We start from the raw sequence: 26,343 nt of genomic DNA on the forward strand, positions 1-26,343 counted from the left end.
ACATTACAGGTTTAATCGCACGTATAAACCCCTCCCTGCCATTTCACAATCCACGGCACCCCTCCCAAGGGAGGAAATATATACTGCAATTACAATCTTCCGAACACCTATGGTGATAACACCAACCATAAGCTAATACCTATAGCTATAGATAATAATTCAGGGTCATGAATAAAAGTAAAAGTCTGTGTATTAAAGTGTTCATCCCTTAAAATGATGAAAGGGTAAATTCCTCTTATCAGCCGCTAAATGTCATATCAAAATCGAATTCCGGTCACCCGTTCATCATGACTGCCGCAACTTGCATTTTCTTTAAAATGTTTTCCTGAGCTTAGCGTCTACATTAATATGTACACATACAAAACGCATATGGAAAGTAATTACTTAACGCTTAATGGCGACTGCCCGGCCGTCATGGTTAATGCTCCTGATACAGAACAAGAGCTGGCAATACTATTTTTGGACATCCGTAATTTTACCGGGCTTATGGAATCGCAACAAGGCCAATCGGTAATCCAGGTTGTGCGCCGTTTATTTACCGCGTTTAACCAGATCATAAAAAACTTCCAGGGCAAGGTTGTCGAAGTTGCCGGTGACAATCTGTACGCGGTTTTTGGTTTACAAAGCAATTTGAGCGAAGCAGTGAACCATGCTTATCAGGCTACTAAAGTTATGTTTCAAACGATTAACCTGTTCAACGAAGCCTATACAATACCCTATTATGATGGCCCGGTGGAAGTAGGTGTTGGCCTGCACGCGGGAAAGGTATTTGTAGGGGAGTTTGGGCTGGACAATCCAGCAGCTTTGTCGGTGATGGGCCTGCCCGTGAACGTCGCCTCCAGGCTCCAGGCCAAAACCAAGGCGCTGAATAATGACCTGCTTATTTCGGAGGACGCTTACCGGCTGTTAGAACCCGATGGTAAGGTAGCCGATCAACGCACGGTTTGTTTACAGGGCATATCCCAGGGCTTGCAAATCCGTTTAGCCGGAAAGCCATATCGCAGTAACCGTTATTTAACCAGTTCACAAGCGAACATTGACTATTTACTGGCCATTTCGGGATAAGGGAATTTATGTAGCTTAAGCCGGCAATATTTTTACAAATAACTCAGCCACCATTTTCCTTTGTTGGCCTGTTTATAAGCGTCATAGCGTTTACATAAAGGATATAAAGCGATCACCAGTCCTATCCAGATCAGGTAAGCAACCGGTAACGAGAATCCATAACCTTTCAGATCTGTGGTAAACCAGATAGGTTTTGTTAAGATCCATATTTTCCAGTCCTGGCCAGGCAAGAGTGCCGATGCAATGATTGCCATCAAATGGATCACGTAGATATGTACGAGATAATAGAACATGGGCACCCTGCCATATACAGAAACAACTTTTACTACTGCTCCTTTTAATTTTTCGGTAAACGACAGGAATAAAAATGCCCCGCCCAATGTCAGTAAGACGTATAATAGCGATGGTGGATATTTATTTACTTTAATAAAGGACAGGAAGGTAAAAAAAGCATTTTTTTGTACACTCCATTTTACCGGGTCGCCATACAGGTTTGTGTAACGCAGCACGATGAATGAGGCAATAGCCAAACTGCCAAGTATCAATAAATTTCTTTGCCTTTTTTGAATATTGTAGTCTGCAGTATACCACGAACCAAGACTATACCCCAACGGCATTATAGCCACCAGCGGAATAATGGGGTAGCCTACCAAAAGAATTTCCTTATGCCAGGTAAAGAACCGCTGGTCATGAAGCAGTGACCAGCCAAAAGCCGGCAGCGAATTACCTGTCACATGAATATTATCTAAAAGATTATGGCCCGCCACTATTATAATACAAATACCAAGGATCAATTTTTTAGGCAGATGGATCAATGCGGCCAACACAATCATACTTATGCCCAGCGCCCATATGGTAATAAAGAGAAACATAGGGAATGTAATGTTGAAATTCCAGCCAAAATTGACCACGATCATTTCGAGAAAGATGAGCCACAGCCCCCTTTTTAAAAGGAATACAGATAATTCGTTTTTAGTTTTCTTTTGCCCGATAAGGTATGCGGAAGTCCCCGCCAGCAGCATAAATATGGGTGCGCAAAAATGAGTGATCCATCTTGTAAAAAATAAAATACCACTTGTTTTTGTAAGATCAAGCGGATCAAAAAGAAATGAGCCTGAATATAAATAATCCCTTACATGGTCAAGGGCCATAATGATCATAATGGCGCCGCGAAGAAAATCAATAGATGTTATCCTGTTCTTTATATTTGTATTCATTCAGGTTTTAGTTGAGTATAAAAGTAGTGCTTTTGTAAATTGAATTTTAGTAGTGTTAAGTTTTGTTTTTAAATATTACAGCGGCTTGATCATTTGCTGCAGCCCAATGATTCCGAAATATCCTTTTCAAATAAAGTTCTGTTAACATACCAACAGTTATCTTGCAAAAAGAATCCGCCTTTCTTCTTATCAGGCAGAGGGGTGTTTAGAAGCTTTTTTTTGGGCAACCATTTCTTAATATAGATCAAGTTGAGCAGCGGAAAAAAGTAACAGATTTGTATCAACAACACAAACAAACACACTATTCAAAATTCATCACCTTTAAATTAAAAAAGCAATGAGCACAATCACCACAAAAGACGGAACCGAAATTTATTACAAAGACTGGGGAACAGGACAACCTCTGGTGTTTCATCACGGCTGGCCATTATCGGGCGATGACTGGGACGCACAGATGATGTTCTTTCTCGAAAAGGGATACCGGGTGATTGCCCATGATCGCCGCGGTCACGGAAGATCAAGTCAGGTTTCTGGCGGGCATGATATGGATACTTATGCAGCCGATGTAGCAGCGTTAACCGAAGCACTCGATCTGAAAGATGCCATACATATTGGTCACTCAACAGGTGGCGGCGAAGCCATCCATTATGCTGCTAATTTGGGGAAAGGCCGTGTGGCCAAAGTGGTGCTCATCAGTGCGGTTACGCCATTGATGGTTCAAACTGAAAATAATCCTGACGGTGTTCCTATGGCTATATTTGATGAGATACGTGAGGGTACCGCATTTAACCGGGCGCAATACTTTGAAGATTTTACGATCCCGTTTTATGGTTATAACCGTGAAGGCGCTAAAATTTCGCAGGGCATCCGTGATAATTGGTGGCGCCAGGGCATGATGGGCAGCGTCAAAGCACATCATGACGGCATCAAAGCTTTCTCTGAAACAGATTTTACAGAAGATCTTAAAAGCGTGGATATTCCCGTGCTGGTGCTGCATGGTGAAGATGACCAGATCGTACCATTTCCGATTTCGGGAGCAAAAGCGATCAAGTTATTGAAAAATGGAAAATTGATTTCCTATCCGGGTTTCCCTCACGGTATGCCGGCTACAGAAGCGGCGACCATTAATAAGGATCTTTTGGCGTTTATTCAATCCTAAATGTCAAGGGTTTAATATACTCAAGCCCGTTCAAGCATGGATGCCTGAACGGGCTTGAGTTCCTGATCTATAAGCTATTACAGCTCCTTTTAAAAAAATTAAAGAAAGCTGCCTGGTACTGGCGATATAAACTGTTATTTCCCTAAAAATTCAAGAGTTTTCCGAATGAAGTCGTCATGATATTGGAAAAAGGCGGCATGGCCGGCATCCGGGTAAACGATTAGCCGGGCATTCGGCAAACTTTTAGACATGTTGATGGCATTGACCACCGGAACCAGTGCATCTTCCTGACCTTGAGCAATCAGTCTGGTTGAGTGATAATATTTAAAAAAAAACATGGCATATCTACAAGGTGGTGACAATCAGGGGGATGCTTTGGTATTGTTGGAGGTTCCCTTGTAACTATACTCTATTATTCTGTTAGTCCGGAGTAATTGCAAGAAAATAGATTTTTTTAAGTGTGGTAAGACTGTTTAAATGCGATTCCAACTTATCCCATTTAACCACAACAGCAGCAAAGCTGAACATAACTGCCGGAACGTTGTTTCATAAACTGACGTTTGGTAAATGGTGTCGGATATATTAATTGTTAATTTTGTTACAGATAAAAACTTAAAAATGTCTATAACTACCGAATACGAAAGAATTGGGATGCAGCAGGCAAGTGATGCTGTTGCCATCACGCTTAAAAAGATGCGTGAGTTTGCCAAACCGGGCATTTCAACAAAGGAACTTGATGAGTACGGCGGCGAATTGCTGGCACAGATGGGAGCCCGTTCTGCACCTGCGTTAACCTATGGTTTCCCCGGGTATACATGTATTAGTATTAATGAGGAAGCTGCGCACGGCATACCATCAGTGGATAAAATTCTAAAAGAAGGTGATTTGGTAAATATTGATGTATCGGCAGAATTAAATGGCTATTGGGCTGACAATGGCGGCTCGTTTGTATTGGGCGAAGATATCCACGGCCATGGCAAACTGGTAGAAGCATCGAAAGAGATATTGAGGAAGGCGATCAGCAACATTAAAGGTGGTGTCAGAATATCGGAAATAGGCAGGTTGATCGAGACTGAAGCCAAAAAAGCCGGCTACACGGTAATAAAAAACCTGACCGGACATGGTATTGGTCGCAGCTTGCACGAAGAACCCCATGAGATAGCTAACTACTTTGACAGGTATAATACTACGCGTTTCAAAAAGAATTCGGTGGTAGCGATAGAGACATTCATTTCAACACGGTCAACAATTGCCGATACACAAGCCGATGGCTGGACGCTAAGCGGTAATAAAGGTGGTTTTGTTGCGCAGCACGAGCATACGATTATGGTAACTGGCGGGCAGCCGGTGATATTTACAGCGCAGAACGGCATTTGGGATTAATTAAATAAGAAATAGACTACCAAGCAGGGCAAACAATAGCCTAAGAAAGAAATTATGAAGCTTCTTCTCACTTCCGCTGGCATCAGCAACACGAGCATCCATAACGCACTGGTTGAACTCCTGGGCAAACCGATTGCCGAGGCGAGCGCCCTTTTCGTCCCCACCGCAATATACGCCATAGCCGGCGGTGCCGACATAGCACGAAAGGTGATTCGCGGATCACTTGGTGACCCTTTCTGCGAATTGGGTTGGAAGTCGTTGGGAGTGCTGGAGCTCACTGCGGTACCCAGCATCAAACAAGAGCTTTGGGTACCCATGCTCCAGGAAACTGACGCCCTGCTGGTTGGAGGCGGCGACTGCCAGTATCTGTGTTACTGGATGCAGCAGTCCGGACTGGCAGACCTCTTGCCGTCGTTGCTGCGCAAGATGGTCTACGTGGGCTTGAGCGCTGGGAGTATGGTAATGACCCGCTTTGGAACGACCTACAGTGGCCATATGCTGCCGGCTGAAAGCGATAAATCGCTGGGGCTGGTTGATTTTGCACTGCATCCGCATTTGGATCATGAGTGGTTTCCGGGAAATTCCCTGGCCAACCTGGAAAAGTTGGCCGCTACGATATCGGTACCGTCATATGCTATCGATGATCAGACCGCCATTAAAGTGGCCGACAATACCGTAGAAGTCGTCTCAGAGGGGCAATGGAAGCTGTTTCCCCCTAATATCACAAATACCTTGTAAATTTTAACCCGTGGCGCGGTGATAACACCACACGATGTTTAGCCAAAAATGCATTAAAATAACAAAGGCCACTCTTTCCGAGCGGCCTTCTTTCAAGTAGCCCTCACTGGACGTTTCTCGAACAATTTCTTAGGGTATTTGAAGAAAATAACATTTCGAATTTTTTATTTATTGAATTTGCAATTTGATCTCACTAGTCGGTTTTAGTAAATAAATAGGTAGCTCCTCCCTGGGTTAAAGTGAAAGTTTTTTTAGCCGGCTCAAATTGCAAAGTAACGTCAGCACCAAAAGAAAACTTATCATCTCCTTTAGCCTCCAGCGGAAATACCGTCTGACCAATGGCTTGTGCAAACAGAAAAGTGTTATTTTTAGTGATATGAACCTTTAGTGGCATTTGGGTACTGGAATACGTACCGACATATTTATCAAGTTCAGCGGTATTTAGTTTAATAGTTTTAAATTCAGGAATTGTAAACGGTCGGTTAAAATAAATACTTAACGCACCCATGACAACATCATTGGTTGAATACCTAACACCATTGGAAGTATAAGCTACAGCCAGTTTATCCTCTGGAAAGTAAATAAGCACACTGGAAAATCCGTCGATGCCTCCGGTATGTCCCAAGCCCTTTTTATCATCAAGCGGAATTGTAAACATAGCCATACCGTAATTGTCCTTCATCGTTTTCATCATCTCTAAACTAGCCCGGCTAATGAGTTTGCCTGAAAAAAGCGCATTTATAAATTTAATCAGGTCAGTCGGCGTGGATACAACAGCACCCGCCCCGCCTGGAATACTCATATCGGTTTCGGGCATTTGCGTCCATTGCCCTGGATAATTGTAGGAGTATGCGTAGAACTTGGAATGACCGGGATGAGGACTTACGGCTTGCAAATTTCTTTTGAAACAAAAGCATTCAAGAAGAAAGGCATTTTATTGGAAGAAGGTAAGCGTTGCTCGTCCTGTTTTTTTGTAGTAAAAGGCTGCCTGCGTTTATTTTTTACCGACCACAAAGGAGTGGAACAAACATTGCAACTTGCGTTAGAAAACTGGTGGATAACCGACTATAAAACTTTCTGCGATGGCAAACCTCCTGTTTATGCAATTGCAGCGATGGAAGATTCGGAAATAACCTTTATGAGCCCAAAAAACTACGAAACCCTTCAGTTACAATTCCCCTTTATTGGCCTTGTATTTCAATAAGATTCATGTACGGGCTTAGGGAGCGGCTTTACTTAAACAAAAGACATTTGCAACGGTATCTAAGAAAGATTTTTATCACTATTTCAAAACCACTTATCCTGAATTGATTCTGAGAATTCCGGATACTATTTTTGCTTCTTATATGAGTGTTTCACCCGAGGCTTTAAGAGTACTGCAGGAGGAATATATTTCTTAAACCAGCTTAAGTTTTCAGGAGATAGCTATAGCCATCTTTGTGTTGTACAACTAACTAAAAAACACAGAAGATGAAAATTGTAGTTATCGGCGGAACCGGCCTTATTGGCAGCCAAACAGTAAATCAGTTACAGCATACCGGGCACGAAGTAATTGCTGCTTCACTCAATACAGGTGTAAACATCCTTACGGGCGAAGGCTTGAATGAAGTGTTAAAAGGAGCACATGTGGTAGTGGATGTGTCCAACTCACCTTCCTTTGAAGATGCAGCTGTGATGAACTTTTTCAAAACCTCTAATCAAAACCTGTTGGTAGCAGAAAAAGCAGCAGGCGTACAACACCATGTTGCCTTGTCGGTGGTAGGTACGCAAAAATTACAGGCCAGCGGCTATTTCAGGGCCAAACAAGTGCAGGAAGATATGATCAAAGCATCGGGTATTCCTTATACCATCGTTCATGCAACACAATTCTTTGAATTTGCTGGTGGTATTGTTCAAATGAGCATAACGGACGGAAAAGTAATATTGCCAGATGCCAACATACAACCGATTGCGAGCAAAGATGTTGCCTCATTTATGGCAGACGTAGCACTGAGTAAGCCGGTTAACAGGATACTGGAAATAGGCGGGCCGGATAAATTTAATATGGTTGAATGGGTCAAACAATATGAACAGGCGACGCATAAGAACCATGAAATAGTTGCAGATGCCAAGGCACTATATTCCGGTGCACCGTTGGATACTGACACCCTGGCGTCTGAAAATGCAGTTTTTTTGGGCAAGAATCATTATGCAGACTGGATTGCCATTGCTGAGAATAAACGGTAAGATTAAATCATCAATTCCTGAAAAATTAAGAAAAAATGAACAGCGAACAATTAATTGAATTGACAAAAAAACTCATTTATGAGGCGACGCATTTTAATGTGCCGTATGTAAAACAAATTTATGCAGATAATCTGCTGATAGTTAAGGTTGATGAAAATGGCACAGTAGACACGATGGATAAAGAACAGCTTGTGGCCTTTGTACAGGGCAATAAAGATTCAAACGCCGAGCCTTTATCCAGTAAAACAGAGTTTCATTATGCCGTATGCGATGAAAGCATAGGTATGGTGGTAATTACGCGTGAATTGACATTGGACGGCAAATTGAATAGAAAATTTTTTACCGTTATCTGGGAATATTTATCGGGAAGGTGGCAGGTTGTTAAGGAATCATCTATGGCGCTCAATTAACGATTTTTAATCGTTAAATTATAGATGGTAAAGCTAAGAATCATGATGTCCAAAATTGAAATTATATCTTTTCCATAACGAGCTGGTGCTGCCTGAAACAATACCCATACTTTTCAAAGTTTGCCGTAAAGGCGGTGCCGGCTCTTAGATCTCAATTATTGATTATCAAAAAAGCAAAACGAAATGATTAACTTTTTATTTGGATCTGTTTTAGATCCCAAAACTACAGATAACGGCCAGAACGGTGAAGAAACAGTAAAAGATTTTGATCCTAATGAGGAAAGCTTAACTGAGGGTGGCGAATATATGGACGATGCCTTAAGAATGGTAGAGCAGCCCTTTCACTCAAATATTTAATATTGTTGAAAAAAATGTAATTATGGTAGCTTATAATATGGAAATCAAAAATACGGGTCCGATATTAAGGGAGTTGTTAACTGTAATTGACAACTTTAATATTGAAGAGCATGTGTATGTAAGTCGCAGGATATCCAAAGAACAATCAGCAGTGCCCGGATCGGGGGCATCGTTAAGTGAATTTGGCATCAAAGAATTACCGCTCCCTGAAATTTTAAACATTTTGGGAATACGCAGCCTTACTTTAAATTCAAGTCAAGGTGTTGTGCAAGTACTTTCCCGGCTCAATGTTATTACGTCCACAGTGGAAATGGAAAAACATAAACGGCAACTTTTTAAGGACAGCGAAGTAATCAAAGAACTTCAATCATTGTTTCGCGATTGCCGTGCAATCGCTTTTGACGACTGGGYCACGCTAAGTGAAGCTTCTGTTGCGTGGGATGGGCTACTCACAGATGTTATTAAGCCACTTGGTAAAACCGATCAGGAATATATTTTTTACCTGGGCGATGCCATGCAAAAGCTTTCTTTTGAAGTAGATGAAGCTCTTGATTTAATCAGCGCCTTTTCGCTGCACGGAAAAGTGACGGTTGCGCTGGATGAAAATGAAGCTATCAAATTATGGATGATATTAAATGGTGTACAGCCGGGTACAGAAATTGCTGAGCAATCGTTTTCAGATCTGAAAAAGAAGTATTTTTCGATCTTCAGAACTATGAACATCGCCAATCTCCTGATTTATTCAACAAACGACGCCATTTTATATTCCGATGACGAACAATTTGTTCTTTCGCGGAGGAAGGTAGATCGCAACATAGAGATTGCTTCAGATGCTCGGCAAAATTTTATAGCCGGCTACAGTCTGGGCTTGCTTATGCGGTTAGACATTGGTCATTGTATTGCACTCGGCCTTATTGTGTTTGGCTCCAGGGGTGAGTTACGATCGGGTCCGGAACGAAAGAACCTGTGCTCTTACATTCAAAGCTGGATTCAGGACCTGCAAAGACCCGAAGGCGTACAGCTCTACCAAGACAATTAATAAGACACGAATGTTTGGGGGCTTGAAACTACTGAAGTAAGTCATCCTCCAGGCGAAGCACACTAAACTCATGGCTCAAGGTTTTCAATAAGCGCCGGGTAAAAGAGGCGATTTATCCAGAATAGTTAAGAAATCTTCTTTAGGAATAAAACTAATCAGGCTATCCTCCAAAGTTGCGGCATAATCAGGACAGCGTTCCTCCGCTAATACCGCATGATACCCGATCAGTTCACCTTTGTTAGCTACATAGATGATCTGCTCCCTGCCACTCCTGTCTCCTTTATATTTTTTTATCTTCCCCTGGTGGATAAAATAGATACCCGAAGGCACAACGCCTTCCTTGAAAATAATTTCCCCTTTTGATATTTGTGCGCTCCCTGTCGGGAGATCAAAAAATTATAATCTTCTTTTGAGAGGGTATTAAGAACAGACTGTGTTGTGAATTCCCATTTGTCAGGAGCCCAAAGGGTAACTCTAAAGCTCCTGTTTATTGGCAAAAACTGATAATATCAGCCCCTATGCTGATGCCATACCATGCTATTGCCGCTGCTATAGATCTAAATTTGTATACGATGAAAGATGATCCGTTTTCGCCTCTGTCGCCCCGTCCACGGGATCAAATCAAACCGGGAACAATCCGATCCCCGGAAAACAACCCGATCAATAAACGCATATTCAGCGATGATGCAGAATTTGATTGGCTATACCCAAAACATTTTCAATTACTATCGCTCAAACATTTCCCACCATTGTTTATTGCCCGAAAAGCCGCTGAATTCCTGTCTTTACCAAACACCAGGGTGCTTGATATTGGAAGTGGGGCTGGTAAATTCTGCTTGACTGCGGGTTATCACCTTTCTGAAACTTTTTTTTACGGGGTGGAGCAAAGTAGACTATAGTTTAAGGGCCTGTTTTAAATTAATATGAATTTTTTGTAAATTAGGGCCATCATGTCAGTACGCCCCACACTTTCTGATCAAGAAATCCTTACCCTTATAGGGCAGGATGACCGGGCTGCATTCAGCGAGCTTTATAATCGTTACTGGCGAACAATGTACCAGGCTGCCTGGAATGTCCTTCGGGATCAGGAATCATGCATGGAGGTTATTCAGGAGGTTTTTGTGTGGCTATGGGATCATCGGTCAGGTTTACAGATCAGTTCCCTGCCGGCCTATTTAAGAGCAGCGGTAAAATACAAAATCACCGACATATTACGCAGTAATAGGGCAAGGGAAGCTTGTTTTGTTAACCTGGATGAATTGGATCTCACAAATCTTCAACTGTTAGAAGATCCTTTGGAACTTAAAGAACTTAAAGCAATAATATCGCAAATGAGTGCGAAACTTCCAGAGCGTGCAAGGATGATCTTTGAGTTAAGCCGTAAAGATCAATTATCAAACCGTGAAATTGCCGAAAAATTGGGGATTTCGGAAAAAACGGTAGAAAATCAGATTACAATTGCACTAAAAAAACTCCGAATTGCGATGGGTAGCCTTTCTGTATGGCTTTTTTTTCTTTAAAATGCTGGTAAAACGAGTTTGGGTCGAACAAATAAATTTTTTTTTTAAATTGTTTGGGGGGTAAGCCCTTTTTTTTCGCCTTAGTGCTGAAAGCGGGATAAAAATCCGCCGGACAGATGACCAAAGAAATTTTTTTAGAGCTTGTTGAACGCGTAAAGGATGGCAGTGCCAGTGATCAGGACATTCGTCTTTATAACATGTGGTTCGGTAAATTTCAATCGGTAAGCGAATGGAATGATGCAGAAATGGGAAATGCCGAAGAACTTAAAAGCCTGATTGGACGACGCATCGATGCACAGATTAATTCACCATATTCTTCTCCGGTAATCAGACCGCTATGGATAAGAATCGTGGCTGCCGCCTCAGTTCTGCTGTTCATTTCATTGGGTGGTTATTATTTTATGCGTGAACAGCAATCCGGGCAAATTGCTTATTATAAAAGTGACGTTGGACCAGGCCACAGCCAGGCTACCCTGACTTTAGCAAATGGGCAAAAAATTGTATTAATAAGAGGGTTATACAGGAAACTGGTGCAGGGGACTACTGCTATTCAAATTAACAACGGCATTATTTATACTTCTGGCTTAACGGCTAAAGCAACAAAAGGAATTACTTATAACACTTTGTCCACCTCTATTGGGGAGCAATCTCCCTTTCCGCTGATTTTACCGGACGGATCCAAAGTGTGGTTAAATGCGCTATCGTCGATAACTTTTCCGACAGCGTTTAATGGCAAAGAAAGGGTGGTGAAAGTTACCGGCGAAGCCATGTTTGAAGTGGCGCATAATGCTGAACATCCATTTAAAGTCCAAACCGATAAGCAAACTATCGAAGACATTGGTACTATTTTCAACGTGAACGCGTACGCCGATGAACCAGTTACGAAAACAACCCTCATTGAAGGGATTATCAAAGTGAATAACCAGTTCCTTAAGCCGGGTCAGCAAAGTGATGGCAACCATGTGAAGGCCGTTAATGTAAAAAGATATTCTGCCTGGAGGACCGGCGACTTTTACTTTGAGGACGACAACATTCAAACTGTTATGAGGCAGCTTTCACGTTGGTACAAAGTAGAGGTAAACTATCAAGGGAATATAACGACAAACGGCTTCACAGCACAGATCAGCCGGAGCAAAAATATCAGTGTTATCTTACATATACTTGAAAACACCAAAGGTGTACACTTTCGGGTTGAAGGAAGGAGGATAACCGTTATAGAATAAATTACTACCAGACTCCGATCTCAAAAAAAAGTCACCTGGCGGTAACCGGATGACTTTGAAAAGGACTGCTTAAACAATTAATTAACTATTTAAGAACCGCGCCAGCCTCTCTGTCTTCGAAAACCAAAGGCGAAACGCACAACCCCTCACTTAGCAAATGTACAAAATTTACTCAGAACACTTTGTGCTGCCCCCCGGCTTTGCAAAAAAACTATTGTTTTTCATGAAATTAACTGCCCTGATGCTATTCTTAGCTTTTATGCAGGTAAGCGCAAGCACCTTTGCGCAAAAGGTTACCCTGTCCGAGCGGAATGCGTCCTTAACTACCATCTTTGAGCATATCCGCAACCAAACCGGTTATGATTTCGCCTATACCACTGCAACCGTTCAGGCGGCCAAATCGGTAACCATCGATGTGAAGAACATGGAGCTGGACGAAGTGTTAAAGATCGTTTTTGACAACCAGCCGCTGGACTATAAAATCGATAATAAATCAGTAGTGGTTTCCAGGAAGGAGCCCTCTTTATTCGAAAATATCAAAGATAAAGCCGCAAGCTTACTCGCCCTTCCCGGAGATGTATACGGAAGAGTTATTGACACCTTGGGTCGTCCGGTGATGGGGGCAAACGTATCGCTTAGTATAAAAGGGTATACCTATGTTGCGATGACTGATAATAACGGTGCGTTTTATTTTAATAATTTACCGCAAGAACGCTACACGTTGCTCGTTACGTATGTTGGCTATAACAAACTGGAAAAGACGGTTAAAGTTGGTGGTAAAGATATATTGCTCAATTTAGTGTTACGTAATTCAACTTCGGCACTTGATCAAATACAGGTTATTGGTTACGGTTCAGAGTCCAAGCGCTTTAGTGTTGGATCTGTATACACGGTTAACGCCGATGCCATTGGAAAGCAACCGGTAACCAATCCCTTATTGGCATTGCAAGGGCAAGCCCCCGGGCTGAGTGTTATCGCCATGAATGGTGTGCCCGGCTCAACAACATTGGTGCAGCTACGGGGACAAAATTCATTGGCTACTGATAGGCTTTCCTTTAAACCTTACGACCAGCCTTACTTTATTGTAGATGGCGTACCTTTTGCCCCGCAAAATGCGAACATTAGTCAATTATCCAATCTCGCCAATGGACAATCTTTTAGCGGTGGGATTGATCAGTCAATGGGTATAGGGGCTTTTAATAATATCAACCCCAGTGACATAGAAAGCATAACTATCCTGAAGGATGCGGACGCCACCGCTATTTACGGTACAAAAGGCGCTCACGGCGTTATTTTAATAACTACAAAAAAAGGAAAGGCCGGTAAAACAACTGTCGACTTAAATGTAAACTCACAAGTTAACGCGGTTACCAGGCCTATAAAACTATTGAACACGCAACAATATCTTCAATTACGAAAACAGGCTTTTGCTCAGGACGCTATAACACCAAACAACGATCCGAATGATTATTCCGGTGGTTATGCACCTGATCTTACAATTTATGATCAAAATAAATACACAAATTGGCAAAAGATCATTCAAGGAAATTCAACCCATAATACAGATATCCACGCCAGCATATCCGGCGGCAGCGCCGGTAACACCTTCATTGTTTCCGGAGGTTATACACGGTCTGACTATAATTACCCGGGTGGCTTTGGCGATCAGAGATATAGCCTGCACAGCGCTTTAACCACTACCTCGGCAAATAAAAAATTAAACCTCACACTAATCAGCGATTATTCATATAATCAAAATAGTTCTGCTGGAGGGTATGGAAACAACATGTTGTTACCTCCTAATGCACCCGATCAGAAAGATGGAGACGGCAAATTAGTTTGGAACTATAAAGGCGTGCCTATATATCAAAACTTGTACGCTGGTTTACTTCAAACCTCTAACCTGGAAAGTTTTAATTTCAATGGCTCCTTAAATGTAAATTATGAAATAATAAGGGGTTTAAAAATTGGTGCCAGTATGGGTTATAGTCGTAATACCGGCACAGAGCATTCCATAAACCCATCTACGGCACAAAACCCAACTTATATCAATATTAGCGCAGCTTTTGCTAATACTGCTGATCAAAATATTAATATCGATCCACAGATAAATTACAATAGAACTATTGGCAAAGGCGAATTAACCGCTTTACTGGGTGGCACTTATCAAAAGACTACGACTGATGCCTTTCAAACCCAGGCGTATGGTTATTCAAATGATGCTTTCCTGGGGTCGATTAATGGGGCCAGTTCGCAATCTCCTTACGATGTGGCAGGCCTCGTTAAATACGTAGCCTTCTTTGGCCGCCTGAAATATATTTATGATCAAAAATATATTTTAGAGTTTAGTGGCAGAAGGGATGGCTCCAGTAATTTTGGCCCGGGCAATCAGTTCGGTAGTTTTGGTTCTGTAGGAGCCGGCTGGATATTCTCTGAAGAAAAAATATTCAAAGACGCCCTTCCTTTCATTAGTTATGGTAAGCTTTCCGGAAGTTACGGAACAACAGGCAGTGATGCCTCTGAGGGCTATAAATTCCAGGCATTGTATAGTGCTTTTCCGTATGGTAATACCACACCTTTCCAGGGCATTAAGCAAAATATCCCAATTAATCTGTACAATCCTGATTTTAAATGGGCAACAAAAAAATCAATAAATGTAGCATTAGACTTTGGCTTTTTCAATAATAACTTGTTGTTAAACGTCACCTATTATAGGGACCGTGAGAGCGATCAGTTGGTTGAATATCCCTTAGCCGCACAAGCCGGTTTTGCTACCGTGTTTGAAAATCAACCAGCCAGTGTTCAAAATAAAGGTTGGGAGTTTACACTAACATCAACTAACATAAAAAGCCCGAATTTTACCTGGACAACCAATTTTAATATAACATTTAACCGGAATAAACTACTTGCCTTCCCTAACCTGGAATCATCTTCTTATAGCAACCAATATGTTATAGGTCAGCCTACGTCTGTCGTATTTGGTTACAGGTATAAGGGTGTAAACCCTGCCAACGGGGTATTTGAGTTTTATAAGGCAGACGGAACAGTTACTTCCAATCCCGATTACAGACCAGTTTCGCAAGGTGGCGACCAGGTAGTAATTGGTAATCGGGAAACGAAGTTCATGGGTGGTTTTGGCAATAATTTCAGTTATAAACATTTCAGCCTGTACGTTTTCTGCCAGTTTTCAAGTAGTACCCAGCCAAATGCTATTTCCGCTCTTTATAGCAACGCTCCAGGCTTCGCCAGCAATGTGCCTACTTATGTACTCGGTAAATATTGGACAGGCCCTGGCGATACTGATGCTACACTTCAACGATTGGTAAGCAGTTACAATTCGCCTTATGCTAACGGTTCATATAAATTCCAGCAATCAACCGGAGCCTATACCAATGATACTTACCTGCGTATTAAAACAGCAGCATTATCTTATGCCTTGCCCGATGCCTGGGCTAAAAAAGCTAATATTAAAAATGCCAGCATTTTTATAAATGCGCAAAACCTGTTTACCCTCACCAATTATAAGTTCGGTGATCCTGAACAGCCCGGTAATTTTACCTCTTTCCCGTTGCAGYGTATTGTAGCGTTTGGTTTAAATCTCAAATTTTAGACAATTATCATCATGAAAAAAATATTTTCTAATAAAAATAAAGTACTGGCAGGTGGTTTGTTTATTGCCCTCAGTACGCTTGTTTCGTGCAAAAAATTAATTGAAATACCTGTTAATCCACCAACAAATATTACCCGGCAACAAGTATTTGCAGATAGCGCGACAACCATTACGGCTGTTGCCGGTGTATATTCTTATACTCCAGGCGGGGGGATTCCTTACAGCGATGGCGTGTTTACGGCAGCCACGTCGCTTTCGGGCCATGAAGTAAGCAGCAGCGGAGATGAAGCACAATTTTACAACTACACTGTCACTCCGATAAATGACGACGTAAATTCATTATGGACAGCTCCTTATTCGGAGATCTACCAGGTAAATGATGTACTGGATGGAATAACCAACAATAGTAATTTATCAGCTTCATTAGTGAAACAAATTACGGGTGAAATGAAGGTTGTACGGGCTTTTTGTTATTTTAACATGGTTAATTTATTTGGTGGGGTACCTTTGGTTACTACAACTGATTATACTACCAATGCGCAGCTGCCCAAAGTCTCGGCTGCTGCTATATATACCCAGATATTAACGGATCTTAACGATGCTGTTAAAAAATTACCGGTAACTTATCCTTCGGCCGGGCACGTGCGTGCTAACCTTTATACTGCAGTGGCGTTACAAGCAAAAGTTCATTTGTATCAGGGCAATTGGAGGGCTGCCTATAATGAAGCTGATTCGGTGATTACAAAAGGCGGCTTCAGCCTGGAAACAGATCTTAATCATGTGTTTTTGGATGCCAGTCAGGAGGCCGTTTGGCAGGTGCCGATTGAAAATCAATATCAGGGATCTGGGGACGCAAACAAATTTGTGCCTTATTCTTCCGGTTCAACACCAAGCTATGTAGTAACGGACTCTTTATTAAATCAGTTTGAACCCGGAGACCTGCGCTTAACAAACTGGCTGGGTGTGAATGTAATAAATGGCCAGCATATATATTACCCCGCCAAATACAAGGACAGGCTACCAACAACCCCCGCTACCGCTTTTATGATGTTAAGGTTTGCTGAAATGTACCTGATCCGTGCTGAAGCTGCCGCACAACTGAATGATCTTGGCCGGGCCTTAACGGATGTAAATACCATACGTATCCGGGCCGGCTTAGGAGCCAGCACCGCTGATGCTACATCACAAACTGCTGTATTAGCTGCCGTGAGGAAGGAACGACGAACAGAACTATGTTTTGAATCTGGGAGCAGGTGGTTTGATTTAAACAGGACCAGCACTGATGAAAAATACCCGTCGTCTGGCCAGGTTGACAAAGTACTAACCGGTTGGCAACCTAATTTTGCCTTATACCCGGTGGCCCAAGCGCAACTACAACTAAATAGCCATCTAATACAAAATCCAGGTTATCATTAAGCAATAAATTTCTAACAGTAAACACTTCAATTCACTATCCGGGGTATGATTTTATATCCCGGATAGGGGTTTTTATTTCAAAAAAATCAAATATGGAACAATCAATTTTGAGTATTAAAAATTTATCGCACCGTTACAGTAGTAGCTGGGCCATCCGCAACATTGACCTGGAAATTAACCGGACAGGAATTTTAGGGCTGCTTGGCTCAAACGGTGCCGGTAAATCAACAACAATGAATATCATGTGCGGCGTTTTGAACCAGACAGAAGGTACAGTACTGATCAATGGAATAGATACCCGCGAACAGCCAGAATTAGCAAAAAGGCAGATCGGCTTTCTTGCCCAGAATCCACCTTTATATTTAGATCTTACAGTAGATGAATATCTTATTTACACAGCCGAGCTAAGGAGAATGGATAAAATGGCTATTAAGCCCGCCCTGGAGGAAGCAAAAGATCGTTGTGGTATAACTCACTTCAGCAACCGGCTTATCAAAAACCTGTCAGGCGGATACCGGCAACGTGTTGGAATTGCACAGTCTATTATTCATAAGCCAAAACTGGTTGTAATGGATGAACCAACCAATGGTCTGGATCCTAACCAGATCACCGAGGTACGGTCACTTATTAAAGACATCGCTGTAGAACACGCGGTTATTTTCTCTTCTCATGTTTTATCGGAAGTGCAAATGTTGTGTAAAGAGATCAAAATGATCGCAGACGGAAAAATTGTTTTTTCTGATACCATGGATGCCTTTAACAATTACGTAGAGCCACATAGTGTATTAATGCAAATGGAAAATCCGCCTTCTGCGGCTGAGCTATTGAAGATAGAAGGCGTTGATAAAGTGGAGTTTGTAACAGAACGGCAAGCCCGTGTTTACTTTACCGGTGACCGTGAGATTACGGAACGGTTGGTGGCAACAAGCGTACATCATGGCTGGCGCTTAAGAGAGATAAACCTTGACAAAACGGCTCTTGATGAGATTTTCAAACAACTATCTACCAAAACAACGTAATCTTAATTTATTCTTACAATGAAATTAACTTTAAAAATAGCTAAAGCAGAACTTCGCAACCTGTTTTACTCGCCTATAGCCTGGTTTTTAACCATCGCTTTTATGGTAGAATGCGCGATTTCCTATACCAAATTAATAAATAATTACGCCAGTACACAGGAAATGGGCGGTATGGGCTTGAATTATATGAGGCAGTTAACATATAATGTATTCACAAGTCCATATGGATTGTTCGGGGGCATTATGCAAAACCTGTATCTGTATATACCATTATTAACCATGGGCCTTATAAGCCGGGAAATTAATGGTGGTACCATTAGCCTGCTGTATTCTTCACCTGTAAAAATAAGGGAAATTGTCTTCGGCAAATACCTGGCTATGATGGTATATAGTCTCATACTGTTATTTGTGATCGGCATTTTTATGGCAGCAGGTATTTTCGATATCACACATGCAGATTACGGGATGCTTTTGGCAGCCGCTCTTGGTTTTTACTTGTTATTGTGCGCTTATTCGGCCATTGGCCTTTTTATGTCAAGCTTAACCAGCTACCAAATAGTTGCGGCTGTAAGTACTTTTGTAATGATCGGGATCCTGAGCTATATCGGTACTTTATGGCAGGGAATAGATTTTGTTAGAGACCTTACTTATTTCTTATCTCTTTCGGGCCGTACCCGTCATATGCTGGGCGGATTGATCACTACCAATGATGTGATCTATTTTATAGTTATTGTTTACATATTTTTGGGCTTAACTATTTTCAAGCTACAATCCGGACGCGAAACAAAAGCATGGTTTGTTTCGGCAGGGCGTTATGTTGCCATTGTTGTTTCAGCGCTTTTTATCGGTTATATCAGCTCCCGCCCGGCCCTAATCGGATACTGGGATACAACCGCGAATCAAGACAATACGCTTACCCCAAATACGCAGCAAATAGTTAAAGAACTGGGCCATGATAAATTGGAGGTTACGGCCTACAGCAATTTTTTAGATAATTATTATTGGTTTGGATTGCCGGAACAACGGAACGATTATTTAGGGAGATGGGAAACCTATTTGCGCTTTAAGCCGGATATTAATTTCCATTACGTAAATTATTATGATATGCCTTTAGCCTTAGGATACAACCTGTTTGAAGGTTACAAAGGCAAAACGATAAAGCAAATAGCAGAACAAAGGGCCAAAGGAGCTGATTTGAATATGGCCATGTTCGAAACACCCGAGCAGATCAAAAAAGAGATCGATCTGAAGCCCGAGTTGAACAGGTTTGTAATGAAACTAACCTACAAAGGAAGATCTACCTATCTGCGGGTTTTCAATGACCAAATTATATGGCCAATGGAAGCTGAGGTTTCAGCAGCTTTTAAAAGACTGTTGCAGGCTAAGATGCCTAAAATTGCTTTTGTGACAGGTGAAGGTCAACGCAAAACTACCAAAAAGGGTGACAGGGAATATAAAACAGTAACCAGCGATAAAACATTCCGCTATGCACTCATTAACCAGGGTTTTGATGTGGATACGCTTTCATTAGGTACCGAGGAGATCCCTGATAATATTAAAGCCTTAGTGCTTGCAGATCCGCAAAATGAATTGAGCGCAGCAGCCATCGAAAAAATTAAGGCATATATTGCTAAAGGGGGTAACCTGATGATTGCCGGAGAGCCGGGCAGGCAGCAAATGCTAAATCCATTGCTGAAAACATTAGGCGTGCAACTGATGAATGGCATGCTGGTACAGGAAAGCGAAGATTACGCACCTACATTGGTGCTGCCGTATTTAACAAAAAATGGCATCGGTCTTTCCAAACTATTAGATAAGCCTTCGGTAGATACTTTACCTGTTTCCATGAATGGTGTGGCAGGATTATCATATCGTGATACCAGTGGGTTTCATGTTCAGCCTTTACTGACCACCAAACCCGGAGCTGTTCATAATACGATGAGACGCAACCCCGATCTGGATATTGCAAATAAAAAAGAAGAGGTTAACACAAACCAGGGCGGCGGAGTGACAATGGTAGCGGCTGGCGGCGGCGGTTTCGCAACCGCGGTTAGCGTTTCAAGCGGTGGGAAATTAGGGGCAAAAAAAACAATAAAGCCATCAATCGTGGCTAACGGTTCAAAAGAAACCTTCACTACCGCATTAGCCTTAACGCGACAGATCAACGGTAAAGAGCAGCGCATCATTATCAGCGGAGATGCCGACCTTTTGAGTAACTCGGAGTTAGGGAGATACACACCCCAGGTAAGCAACTTTAACTTTAGCACTGCTTTATTTAACTGGTTAGATTATGGCCAATATCCTGTAGATACTTCGCGCCCCGATGCTAAGGACAACCGGGTAACGGTAAGTACCGATCACGTTGGCTTTTTAAAGATCGTATATATATATGTAATACCTGGTTTGATCTTGATCTTCGCCGCTGTCTTTTTAATTCGCCGTAAAAGGAAATAGATATGTTATTTACAACAGATAAGCAAACGCAGGAAGACCTGAATATCTACGGGAAACAGGGAACGGATTCTATCCTTTCCCTGTTCAACCGTACATCAACACTCAACGGCTCCCGGTTGCTGGAGGAATTATTCCGTTATCCGCTTTCGGATGCAGTGGCGATAAATGCGCGCAGCGAAAAGATCAGCTACTTAAAAATTACAAAAACTGTGTTTCCGTTTAGCTCCGAGTTGTTTGACCAGGCAGAACAATATTTGGCGAATACGGACGACAGGACAAAGATACCGGCAGAAAGACCGTCGCTGGAAAAGATGCTGACCAGCCTGGTTGCATCAAACGCCGATTATAAACAAATTACAGGCGGAATAGCGGCGCTGATAGATATTATACAAGAGTTAAACAACCTGCTAAAGCACACCTTGCTATCAGCAGGCAACCCCTTTAAAAACGATGAGGAAACTATAAATATAAACAAGCTTTTAAGTACAGAACCCATTAATTCACTATTAGCGGAAAACCCGAAGAACAAGCTTGTTCATGAGAAACTGTTCTTGTATGATACCATGTTAAGGTTTCGTTACCGGGAAACGGTTCAACAGGTGCTGAGATATATTTACCAGTTAGATGTTTATATAACCGTTGCTAAGGTAGCTACCGAGAGAAATTTCGTTTTCCCCAAAGCCCTGTCCAGGGATGAACATGTTATTAAAATCACAGGTTTTTACCACCCTCAATTAAAGAACGCGGTAGCTAATAGTATTCATATCACGCCAAATTCAAACTTAATATTTTTAACAGGGGCTAATATGGCAGGCAAATCCACGTTCATGAAATCGCTGGGGATAGCGATGTACCTTGCACACATGGGTTTCCCTGTAGCCGCAAAAGAAATGGAGTTTTCGGTATTGGACGGGATTTATACAACGATCAACCTGCCGGATAATCTGGGAATAGGCGCCAGCCACTTTTACGCCGAAGTATTGCGGATAAAAAAGATAGCAAAAGAGTTGAGCACCGGAAGAAACATCTTTGTGATTTTTGATGAGCTGTTCAGGGGAACAAATGTAAAGGATGCCTATGAAGCCACAATAGCCATCACCACGGCATTTGCCAAAAAGCGCAGCAGCGTATTTGTGATCTCCACGCATATCATAGAGGCAGGAGAGGTATTAAAACAACACGCCAATATCAGCTTTAAATACCTGCCCACCAGGATGAAGGGAACAATCCCTGAATACACCTATACGCTGGAAAGCGGCATTACCGACGACAGGCACGGGATGATCATCATTAATAATGAAGGCATCCTTGATCTATTAAAAAAAGGAAAGGAAAAGTCCGCATGAACTTCATAGCCGATAAACAAACCCTCGAAGACCTTAACCTGCTGGGGAAATATAAACAGCATTCCATCTTTAGCCTGTTCAACAAAGTAAAAACGACAGGAGGGGAGCAGCTGCTCAGCAAGATGTTCCAAAACCCGATGACCGACCCGGAAGCCATCAATAATCAAAGTGACATCTTTAAATACTTCCAAAGCATACCAACCGGTTTTCCTTTCAGCAATGAGCAGTTCGGTGCAATGGAGAACTATTTAAGTGGCGGTAGTGCGGGTAATTACCCGGCAGCACTGCTTATACTGGGCAAAAAGAAGCTGTTAGCAATAATAGTGCGGGATGAAGAGTATCCAAAGATCCAAAATGGCTTACAACAAACCATAACGTTATTGAACCACTGCAAAACATTCATCGGCCAGCTGGAACAAGGGGAAGAGCGACATCAATTTTTCGCTCAGCTGCAACTCGCAAAAAACATTCTGAACGACCTCCGACTGCCCGCGGCAGATCAGATCAAAAACATCCAACGATCATTGTTTCAGACGGCAAAAAACGACCATTTGTTAAGGCATACGATGAAACAGGAGTTGGAAACGGTGATGGAAACCTTTTACCAGCTGGATGTTTATATAGCAGTGGCTAAACTGGCAAAAGAGAAAGATTTTAGCTACGCAAAAGCCCTGCCTAAAGACAACAACATGCTGAGCGCAGCTGAATTGCGGCATCCCAATATTGATAAGGCAGTAGCTAACCCGGTAGCCTTTCGGCAGGACAGCAACATGATCTTCTTAACGGGTGCTAATATGGCGGGTAAGTCCACATTCATGAAATCTTTCGGTATAAATGTTTACCTGGCGCACATGGGCTTCCCTGTAGCTGCAAAGGGAATGCAGTTTTCGGTAAGGGAGGGTATCTATAGCTCCATCAATGTACCCGATAACCTGGATATGGGTTTAAGCCATTTTTACGCAGAAGTATTAAGGGTAAAGATGGTAGCAGAGGAAGTAAGCAAAGAAAAGGACTTGGTTATCATTTTCGATGAACTGTTTAAAGGCACCAATGTAAAGGATGCTTATGACGCAACGCTTGCAGTAACAGCTGCCTTCAGTGAATTTCGCAATTGCTTTTTCATTATTTCAACACATATTATTGAAGCGGGAGAGGTTTTGCAGACGCAACAAGCCAACATACAAATGTTATACCTGCCCACCATCATGAACGGCAACATTCCGGCTTACACCTACAAGCTACAACCGGGTATCTCCAGTGACCGCCACGGCATGATGATCATCGAAAACGAAGGTATACTGGAAATGCTTGAATAACAATCAATTAAATAGGTCGAAATTTTTTACAAATACAAAATAAACAACTAAATGAAAAAAACTTTTTTGGTAGCTTTTGCCGTAAGCTTATGCTATACGGTTCAGGCTCAAACCATACCCTTTGATGCCGCGGTTCGCACAGGCAAGCTGGCAAATGGCTTTACCTATTACATCCGTCATAATGAAGAGCCTAAGAACCGTGTTGTTTTTTACCTGGCCAATAAAGTAGGTTCAGTACTGGAAACCGACGATCAGCGTGGCCTGGCCCACTTTATGGAGCACATGAGTTTTAATGGAACCACTCACTTTCCCAAAAACGAACTTATAAATTATCTGCAAAAAGCGGGTGTAAGGTTTGGTGCCGATATTAACGCATATACCTCTTTTGATGAAACAGTTTATCAATTGCCGCTGCCGGCCGATAACCCGGAAATTGTTAAGAATGGCATTGAGATCATGCATGATTGGGCGCATGGTGCCACGCTTGACCTTGTTGAGATCAACAAAGAACGCGGTGTGGTACTGGAAGAGAAACGTTTAGGAAAAGGGGCTTCTGATCGGATGCGCACCAAATATTTTCCGGTGATACTGAACAACTCCAGGTATGCCAGCCGTTTACCCATCGGTACCGATGAGGTGCTCAATAATTTCAAACCAGAAGCCATTAAACGTTTTTATCATGACTGGTACAGGCCTGATCTGCAGGCGCTGATAGTAGTTGGTGACGTGGATGTGAATAAGATGGAGCAGCTGATCAAAGCTAAATTTGCCGACTTGAAAAACCCGGCGAACGAAAGGCCAAGAACCAAATACACCGTTCCGCTTACCGGTAAAAATCAGTTTATAGCTGTTACAGATCTGGAAATGACCTCAACCTCGGCCGAGGTTTTGATCAAACAGCCCGAGTTACCCTTACATACCATTGCCCAATATCGCGCAAGCATAGTTCGTCAGTTATTCAATATGATGATCGATGAGCGTTTTAGCGAATTGCAGCGCCAGGCCGATCCTCCGTTTTTAGGAGGTGGCGCCGGATTAAATGGCTTTATGGGCGGTTTGGACAATTATGGTGTATCAGTTACAGCCAAACCCGGCGAATTGGAAAAGGGATTCAAGGCAGCATGGCGCGAAAACGAACGTGCCAAACGTTTCGGTTTTAACAGCAGCGAGTTGGAACGTGCTAAGGTAAGCTACCTGAACCAGTTTGAATCTGCCCTGAAAGAAAAAGATAAAACACCATCCGAAAGTTTTGTGAATGAATATCTTGCTTACTTTTTGCATGGAACAGCTTCGCCGGGGATAGCTTATGAATATGATCTTGTTAAAACAGATCTTGCAGGTATTACTATTACCGAGCTAAATACACTGGCTAAAAATGCTGCAAAATCAACAGATCGCGACGTTTTGGTAATGGCCCCCGAAAAGGATAAAGCAAATTTACCCACTGAAGCCACATTTACCGGTTGGATGAAAGCAGTTGAAACCGAAAATATCACCGCGTTTACAGACGAAACAAGTAAAGAAAGCTTACTAAAAGCCGAGCCTGTAACCGGTAAGATCACCAACGAAAGTAAAGATGCAAAATCAGGAGTGACAACGCTTACCTTAGGCAACGGTATTAAGGTTTTACTTAAACCAACTGATTTTAAAAACAACGAGATCTTGTTTAGCGGTTTTGCACCGGGAGGAACCTCGCTGTACACCGATGCTGATTACCAGTCGGCTTCTGCTGCTAATATTATCCCATCTTATGGCGCAGGTAATTATAATACTACCGAGCTTACCAAATACTTATCTGGCAAACAGTTAAGCGTGCAAGTGTCTGTAGGTGAGCGTACACAGAATATAAATGGCGGGGCTGTGAACAGCGATATTGAAACTGCTTTACAATTAATGTACGCTCATGTAACCCAGCCGCGTAAAGATTCATTGATGTTCCAGGGGATGATAGCCCGCTCAAAAGCAAGTATGGCTAACCGGATGAATGATCCAAACAGCGTTTTTCAGGACACCGTAAGTGCTGTATTGGGTAACCATAGCTACCGCAGAACCGGCCCTTCAATTGAAAAGCTGAACCAGATCAATTTAAATAAGGCCTTTGAAATTTATAAAGAACGTTTTGCGAATGAACGCGGCTTTACCTTTGTTTTTGTAGGCAGTTTTGATACTGAGAAAATTAAGCCCCTGTTAGAAAAATATATAGCCAGCCTGCCCGCAACAGATAAGGTTGAAGAGGCAAAAGACCTGCACATCACCATCCCGCCAGGAGTAATTGAGAAGAAGGTTTATAAAGGAACCGAACCAAAGGCAACTGTTAGGTTGGTATTTTCCGGTCCGTTTGATTACAGCATGGAAAACAAGCAGAAGCTGGATGCCTTAAAAGAAACGCTTGAAATAAGGTTGCTGGAGCGGCTTCGTGAAGATGAGGGAGGTGTATATTCTCCAAGTGCAGGGATAGCCAGTACTAAATATCCGGAGCAGAGATATAATTTTAACATTTCATTTGGCTGCGCACCGCAAAATGTGGATAAGCTTATCGCTTCTGCTTTAGATGAGATCGAAAAGATCAAAGCCTCAGGGCCGCCGCAGGTTAATGTAGACAAGTTTAGAGCCGAAGATCAAAGAACTATGGAAACCGCCTTGAAAACAAATCGGTTTTGGCTGGGCTATTTAACAGGCCAGTTGCAAAACCAGGAAAGCCTTGATCAGATTGATAATTATTCCAAACAATTAAATGCCATTACCCCGGCCGATGTAAAAGAAATGGCGGTTAAGTATTTAAGCGGCAAGAATTTTATAAAACTGATCCTGCTGCTTGAAAATACCAAATAACGCATTTACCAAA

General features: G+C 42.2%; 23 protein-coding genes. 19 read left to right on the forward strand and 4 right to left on the reverse strand.

Features of this window, described 5'->3' with window-relative positions; translation table 11 throughout:
• Nucleotides 1-369 precede the first annotated feature (369 nt).
• On the forward strand, nucleotides 370-1,065 hold the full coding sequence (locus AC1DRQ_RS09815) for an adenylate/guanylate cyclase domain-containing protein (RefSeq protein WP_477424000.1): 696 nt from the start codon (nucleotides 370-372) through the stop codon (nucleotides 1,063-1,065).
• A 32-nt stretch (nucleotides 1,066-1,097) separates the two neighbouring features.
• Here AC1DRQ_RS09815 and AC1DRQ_RS09820 read toward each other — a convergent pair whose 3' ends face one another.
• Nucleotides 1,098-2,282 carry an acetyltransferase domain-containing protein gene (locus AC1DRQ_RS09820; protein WP_477424002.1) on the reverse strand — a complete coding sequence of 395 codons (1,185 nt, stop codon included), beginning with the start codon at nucleotides 2,280-2,282 and terminating at the stop codon, nucleotides 1,098-1,100.
• A 337-nt stretch (nucleotides 2,283-2,619) separates the two neighbouring features.
• Between AC1DRQ_RS09820 and AC1DRQ_RS09825 the strand changes: the two genes are divergently transcribed.
• Nucleotides 2,620-3,441: an alpha/beta fold hydrolase gene (locus AC1DRQ_RS09825; protein ID WP_429400231.1), complete on the forward strand. Its 822-nt coding sequence runs from the start codon at nucleotides 2,620-2,622 to the stop codon at nucleotides 3,439-3,441.
• 134 nt (nucleotides 3,442-3,575) lie between these two features.
• Here the strand turns inward: AC1DRQ_RS09825 and AC1DRQ_RS09830 are convergent, their stop codons facing one another.
• Nucleotides 3,576-3,779, reverse strand: coding sequence for an alpha/beta fold hydrolase (locus AC1DRQ_RS09830; protein WP_477424004.1), 204 nt, complete (start codon nucleotides 3,777-3,779; stop codon nucleotides 3,576-3,578).
• Nucleotides 3,780-4,059: 280 nt separating this feature from the next.
• On the opposite strand from AC1DRQ_RS09830, the gene map reads away from it, so the two are divergent.
• Nucleotides 4,060-4,824, forward strand: a complete 765-nt coding sequence (gene map / locus AC1DRQ_RS09835) for a type I methionyl aminopeptidase (protein WP_477424006.1) — start codon at nucleotides 4,060-4,062, stop codon at nucleotides 4,822-4,824.
• A 54-nt stretch (nucleotides 4,825-4,878) separates the two neighbouring features.
• The gene (locus AC1DRQ_RS09840) at nucleotides 4,879-5,562 is read left to right on the forward strand and encodes a Type 1 glutamine amidotransferase-like domain-containing protein (RefSeq protein ID WP_477424008.1); all 684 of its coding nucleotides are present in this window, start codon (nucleotides 4,879-4,881) and stop codon (nucleotides 5,560-5,562) included.
• Nucleotides 5,563-5,755: 193 nt separating this feature from the next.
• On the opposite strand, the gene AC1DRQ_RS09845 is transcribed toward AC1DRQ_RS09840, so the two are convergent.
• Nucleotides 5,756-6,379, reverse strand: coding sequence for a serine hydrolase (locus tag AC1DRQ_RS09845; RefSeq protein ID WP_477424010.1), 624 nt, complete (start codon nucleotides 6,377-6,379; stop codon nucleotides 5,756-5,758).
• 9 nt (nucleotides 6,380-6,388) lie between these two features.
• Here AC1DRQ_RS09845 and AC1DRQ_RS09850 point away from each other — a divergent pair, with 9 nt between their 5' ends.
• The 5 genes from AC1DRQ_RS09850 (at nucleotide 6,389) to AC1DRQ_RS09870 (ending at nucleotide 9,594) form a co-directional block, all read left to right on the forward strand.
• Complete coding sequence (locus tag AC1DRQ_RS09850; protein ID WP_477424012.1) at nucleotides 6,389-6,766, forward strand: Crp/Fnr family transcriptional regulator; 378 nt, start codon at nucleotides 6,389-6,391, stop codon at nucleotides 6,764-6,766.
• Nucleotides 6,767-7,032: 266 nt separating this feature from the next.
• Nucleotides 7,033-7,788 (forward strand): SDR family oxidoreductase, encoded by a 756-nt coding sequence (locus AC1DRQ_RS09855; protein ID WP_477424014.1) that lies wholly within the window; start codon nucleotides 7,033-7,035, stop codon nucleotides 7,786-7,788.
• Between the two features lie 35 nt (nucleotides 7,789-7,823).
• Nucleotides 7,824-8,198, forward strand: a complete 375-nt coding sequence (locus AC1DRQ_RS09860) for a hypothetical protein (RefSeq protein ID WP_477424016.1) — start codon at nucleotides 7,824-7,826, stop codon at nucleotides 8,196-8,198.
• 183 nt (nucleotides 8,199-8,381) lie between these two features.
• Complete coding sequence (locus tag AC1DRQ_RS09865) at nucleotides 8,382-8,555, forward strand: hypothetical protein (protein WP_477424018.1); 174 nt, start codon at nucleotides 8,382-8,384, stop codon at nucleotides 8,553-8,555.
• 22 nt (nucleotides 8,556-8,577) lie between these two features.
• The gene (locus AC1DRQ_RS09870; protein ID WP_477424020.1) at nucleotides 8,578-9,594 is read left to right on the forward strand and encodes a hypothetical protein; all 1,017 of its coding nucleotides are present in this window, start codon (nucleotides 8,578-8,580) and stop codon (nucleotides 9,592-9,594) included.
• A gap of 84 nt (nucleotides 9,595-9,678) precedes the next feature.
• On the opposite strand, the gene AC1DRQ_RS09875 is transcribed toward AC1DRQ_RS09870, so the two are convergent.
• A complete protein-coding gene (locus AC1DRQ_RS09875; protein WP_477424022.1) occupies nucleotides 9,679-9,924 on the reverse strand; it encodes a Crp/Fnr family transcriptional regulator in 246 nt (81 codons plus the stop codon).
• 242 nt (nucleotides 9,925-10,166) lie between these two features.
• Here AC1DRQ_RS09875 and AC1DRQ_RS09880 point away from each other — a divergent pair, with 242 nt between their 5' ends.
• From AC1DRQ_RS09880 to AC1DRQ_RS09925, 10 genes are all read left to right on the forward strand, one after another.
• A complete protein-coding gene (locus AC1DRQ_RS09880) occupies nucleotides 10,167-10,493 on the forward strand; it encodes a hypothetical protein (protein ID WP_477424024.1) in 327 nt (108 codons plus the stop codon).
• Nucleotides 10,494-10,544: 51 nt separating this feature from the next.
• Nucleotides 10,545-11,114 carry an RNA polymerase sigma-70 factor gene (locus tag AC1DRQ_RS09885; RefSeq protein WP_477424026.1) on the forward strand — a complete coding sequence of 190 codons (570 nt, stop codon included), beginning with the start codon at nucleotides 10,545-10,547 and terminating at the stop codon, nucleotides 11,112-11,114.
• Nucleotides 11,115-11,230: 116 nt separating this feature from the next.
• Entirely contained in the window at nucleotides 11,231-12,337 is a 1,107-nt protein-coding gene (locus AC1DRQ_RS09890) for a FecR family protein (protein WP_477424028.1), read from the forward strand.
• Nucleotides 12,338-12,494: 157 nt separating this feature from the next.
• Entirely contained in the window at nucleotides 12,495-15,947 is a 3,453-nt protein-coding gene (locus tag AC1DRQ_RS09895) for a SusC/RagA family TonB-linked outer membrane protein (protein ID WP_477424030.1), read from the forward strand.
• A gap of 12 nt (nucleotides 15,948-15,959) precedes the next feature.
• Entirely contained in the window at nucleotides 15,960-17,363 is a 1,404-nt protein-coding gene (locus AC1DRQ_RS09900; RefSeq protein ID WP_477424032.1) for a RagB/SusD family nutrient uptake outer membrane protein, read from the forward strand.
• Between the two features lie 92 nt (nucleotides 17,364-17,455).
• Nucleotides 17,456-18,382, forward strand: coding sequence for an ABC transporter ATP-binding protein (locus tag AC1DRQ_RS09905; protein ID WP_477424034.1), 927 nt, complete (start codon nucleotides 17,456-17,458; stop codon nucleotides 18,380-18,382).
• Between the two features lie 18 nt (nucleotides 18,383-18,400).
• Complete coding sequence (locus tag AC1DRQ_RS09910) at nucleotides 18,401-20,836, forward strand: Gldg family protein (protein WP_477424036.1); 2,436 nt, start codon at nucleotides 18,401-18,403, stop codon at nucleotides 20,834-20,836.
• Nucleotides 20,837-20,838: 2 nt separating this feature from the next.
• Nucleotides 20,839-22,182: a MutS-related protein gene (locus tag AC1DRQ_RS09915; RefSeq protein WP_477424037.1), complete on the forward strand. Its 1,344-nt coding sequence runs from the start codon at nucleotides 20,839-20,841 to the stop codon at nucleotides 22,180-22,182.
• Nucleotides 22,179-23,498, forward strand: a complete 1,320-nt coding sequence (locus tag AC1DRQ_RS09920; protein ID WP_477424038.1) for a MutS-related protein — start codon at nucleotides 22,179-22,181, stop codon at nucleotides 23,496-23,498. The genes AC1DRQ_RS09915 and AC1DRQ_RS09920 overlap by 4 nt, the downstream gene beginning before the upstream one ends.
• A 51-nt stretch (nucleotides 23,499-23,549) precedes the next feature.
• Nucleotides 23,550-26,330, forward strand: coding sequence for a M16 family metallopeptidase (locus tag AC1DRQ_RS09925; protein WP_477424040.1), 2,781 nt, complete (start codon nucleotides 23,550-23,552; stop codon nucleotides 26,328-26,330).
• The last annotated feature ends 13 nt before the right edge of the window (nucleotides 26,331-26,343 follow it).

Source organism: Mucilaginibacter sp. P4_E8, from assembly GCF_056401495.1.

Coding starts and splice junctions, on each gene's coding strand:
- AC1DRQ_RS09815 (WP_477424000.1), top strand. CDS start 370: ATGGAAAGTAATTACTTAACGCTTAATGGCGACTGCCCGGCCGTCATG.
- AC1DRQ_RS09820 (WP_477424002.1), bottom strand. CDS start 2,282: ATGAATACAAATATAAAGAACAGGATAACATCTATTGATTTTCTTCGC.
- AC1DRQ_RS09825 (WP_429400231.1), top strand. CDS start 2,620: ATGAGCACAATCACCACAAAAGACGGAACCGAAATTTATTACAAAGAC.
- AC1DRQ_RS09830 (WP_477424004.1), bottom strand. CDS start 3,779: ATGTTTTTTTTTAAATATTATCACTCAACCAGACTGATTGCTCAAGGT.
- map (WP_477424006.1), top strand. CDS start 4,060: ATGTCTATAACTACCGAATACGAAAGAATTGGGATGCAGCAGGCAAGT.
- AC1DRQ_RS09840 (WP_477424008.1), top strand. CDS start 4,879: ATGAAGCTTCTTCTCACTTCCGCTGGCATCAGCAACACGAGCATCCAT.
- AC1DRQ_RS09845 (WP_477424010.1), bottom strand. CDS start 6,379: ATGCCCGAAACCGATATGAGTATTCCAGGCGGGGCGGGTGCTGTTGTA.
- AC1DRQ_RS09855 (WP_477424014.1), top strand. CDS start 7,033: ATGAAAATTGTAGTTATCGGCGGAACCGGCCTTATTGGCAGCCAAACA.
- AC1DRQ_RS09860 (WP_477424016.1), top strand. CDS start 7,824: ATGAACAGCGAACAATTAATTGAATTGACAAAAAAACTCATTTATGAG.
- AC1DRQ_RS09865 (WP_477424018.1), top strand. CDS start 8,382: ATGATTAACTTTTTATTTGGATCTGTTTTAGATCCCAAAACTACAGAT.
- AC1DRQ_RS09880 (WP_477424024.1), top strand. CDS start 10,167: ATGAAAGATGATCCGTTTTCGCCTCTGTCGCCCCGTCCACGGGATCAA.
- AC1DRQ_RS09885 (WP_477424026.1), top strand. CDS start 10,545: ATGTCAGTACGCCCCACACTTTCTGATCAAGAAATCCTTACCCTTATA.
- AC1DRQ_RS09890 (WP_477424028.1), top strand. CDS start 11,231: ATGACCAAAGAAATTTTTTTAGAGCTTGTTGAACGCGTAAAGGATGGC.
- AC1DRQ_RS09900 (WP_477424032.1), top strand. CDS start 15,960: ATGAAAAAAATATTTTCTAATAAAAATAAAGTACTGGCAGGTGGTTTG.
- AC1DRQ_RS09905 (WP_477424034.1), top strand. CDS start 17,456: ATGGAACAATCAATTTTGAGTATTAAAAATTTATCGCACCGTTACAGT.
- AC1DRQ_RS09910 (WP_477424036.1), top strand. CDS start 18,401: ATGAAATTAACTTTAAAAATAGCTAAAGCAGAACTTCGCAACCTGTTT.
- AC1DRQ_RS09915 (WP_477424037.1), top strand. CDS start 20,839: ATGTTATTTACAACAGATAAGCAAACGCAGGAAGACCTGAATATCTAC.
- AC1DRQ_RS09920 (WP_477424038.1), top strand. CDS start 22,179: ATGAACTTCATAGCCGATAAACAAACCCTCGAAGACCTTAACCTGCTG.
- AC1DRQ_RS09925 (WP_477424040.1), top strand. CDS start 23,550: ATGAAAAAAACTTTTTTGGTAGCTTTTGCCGTAAGCTTATGCTATACG.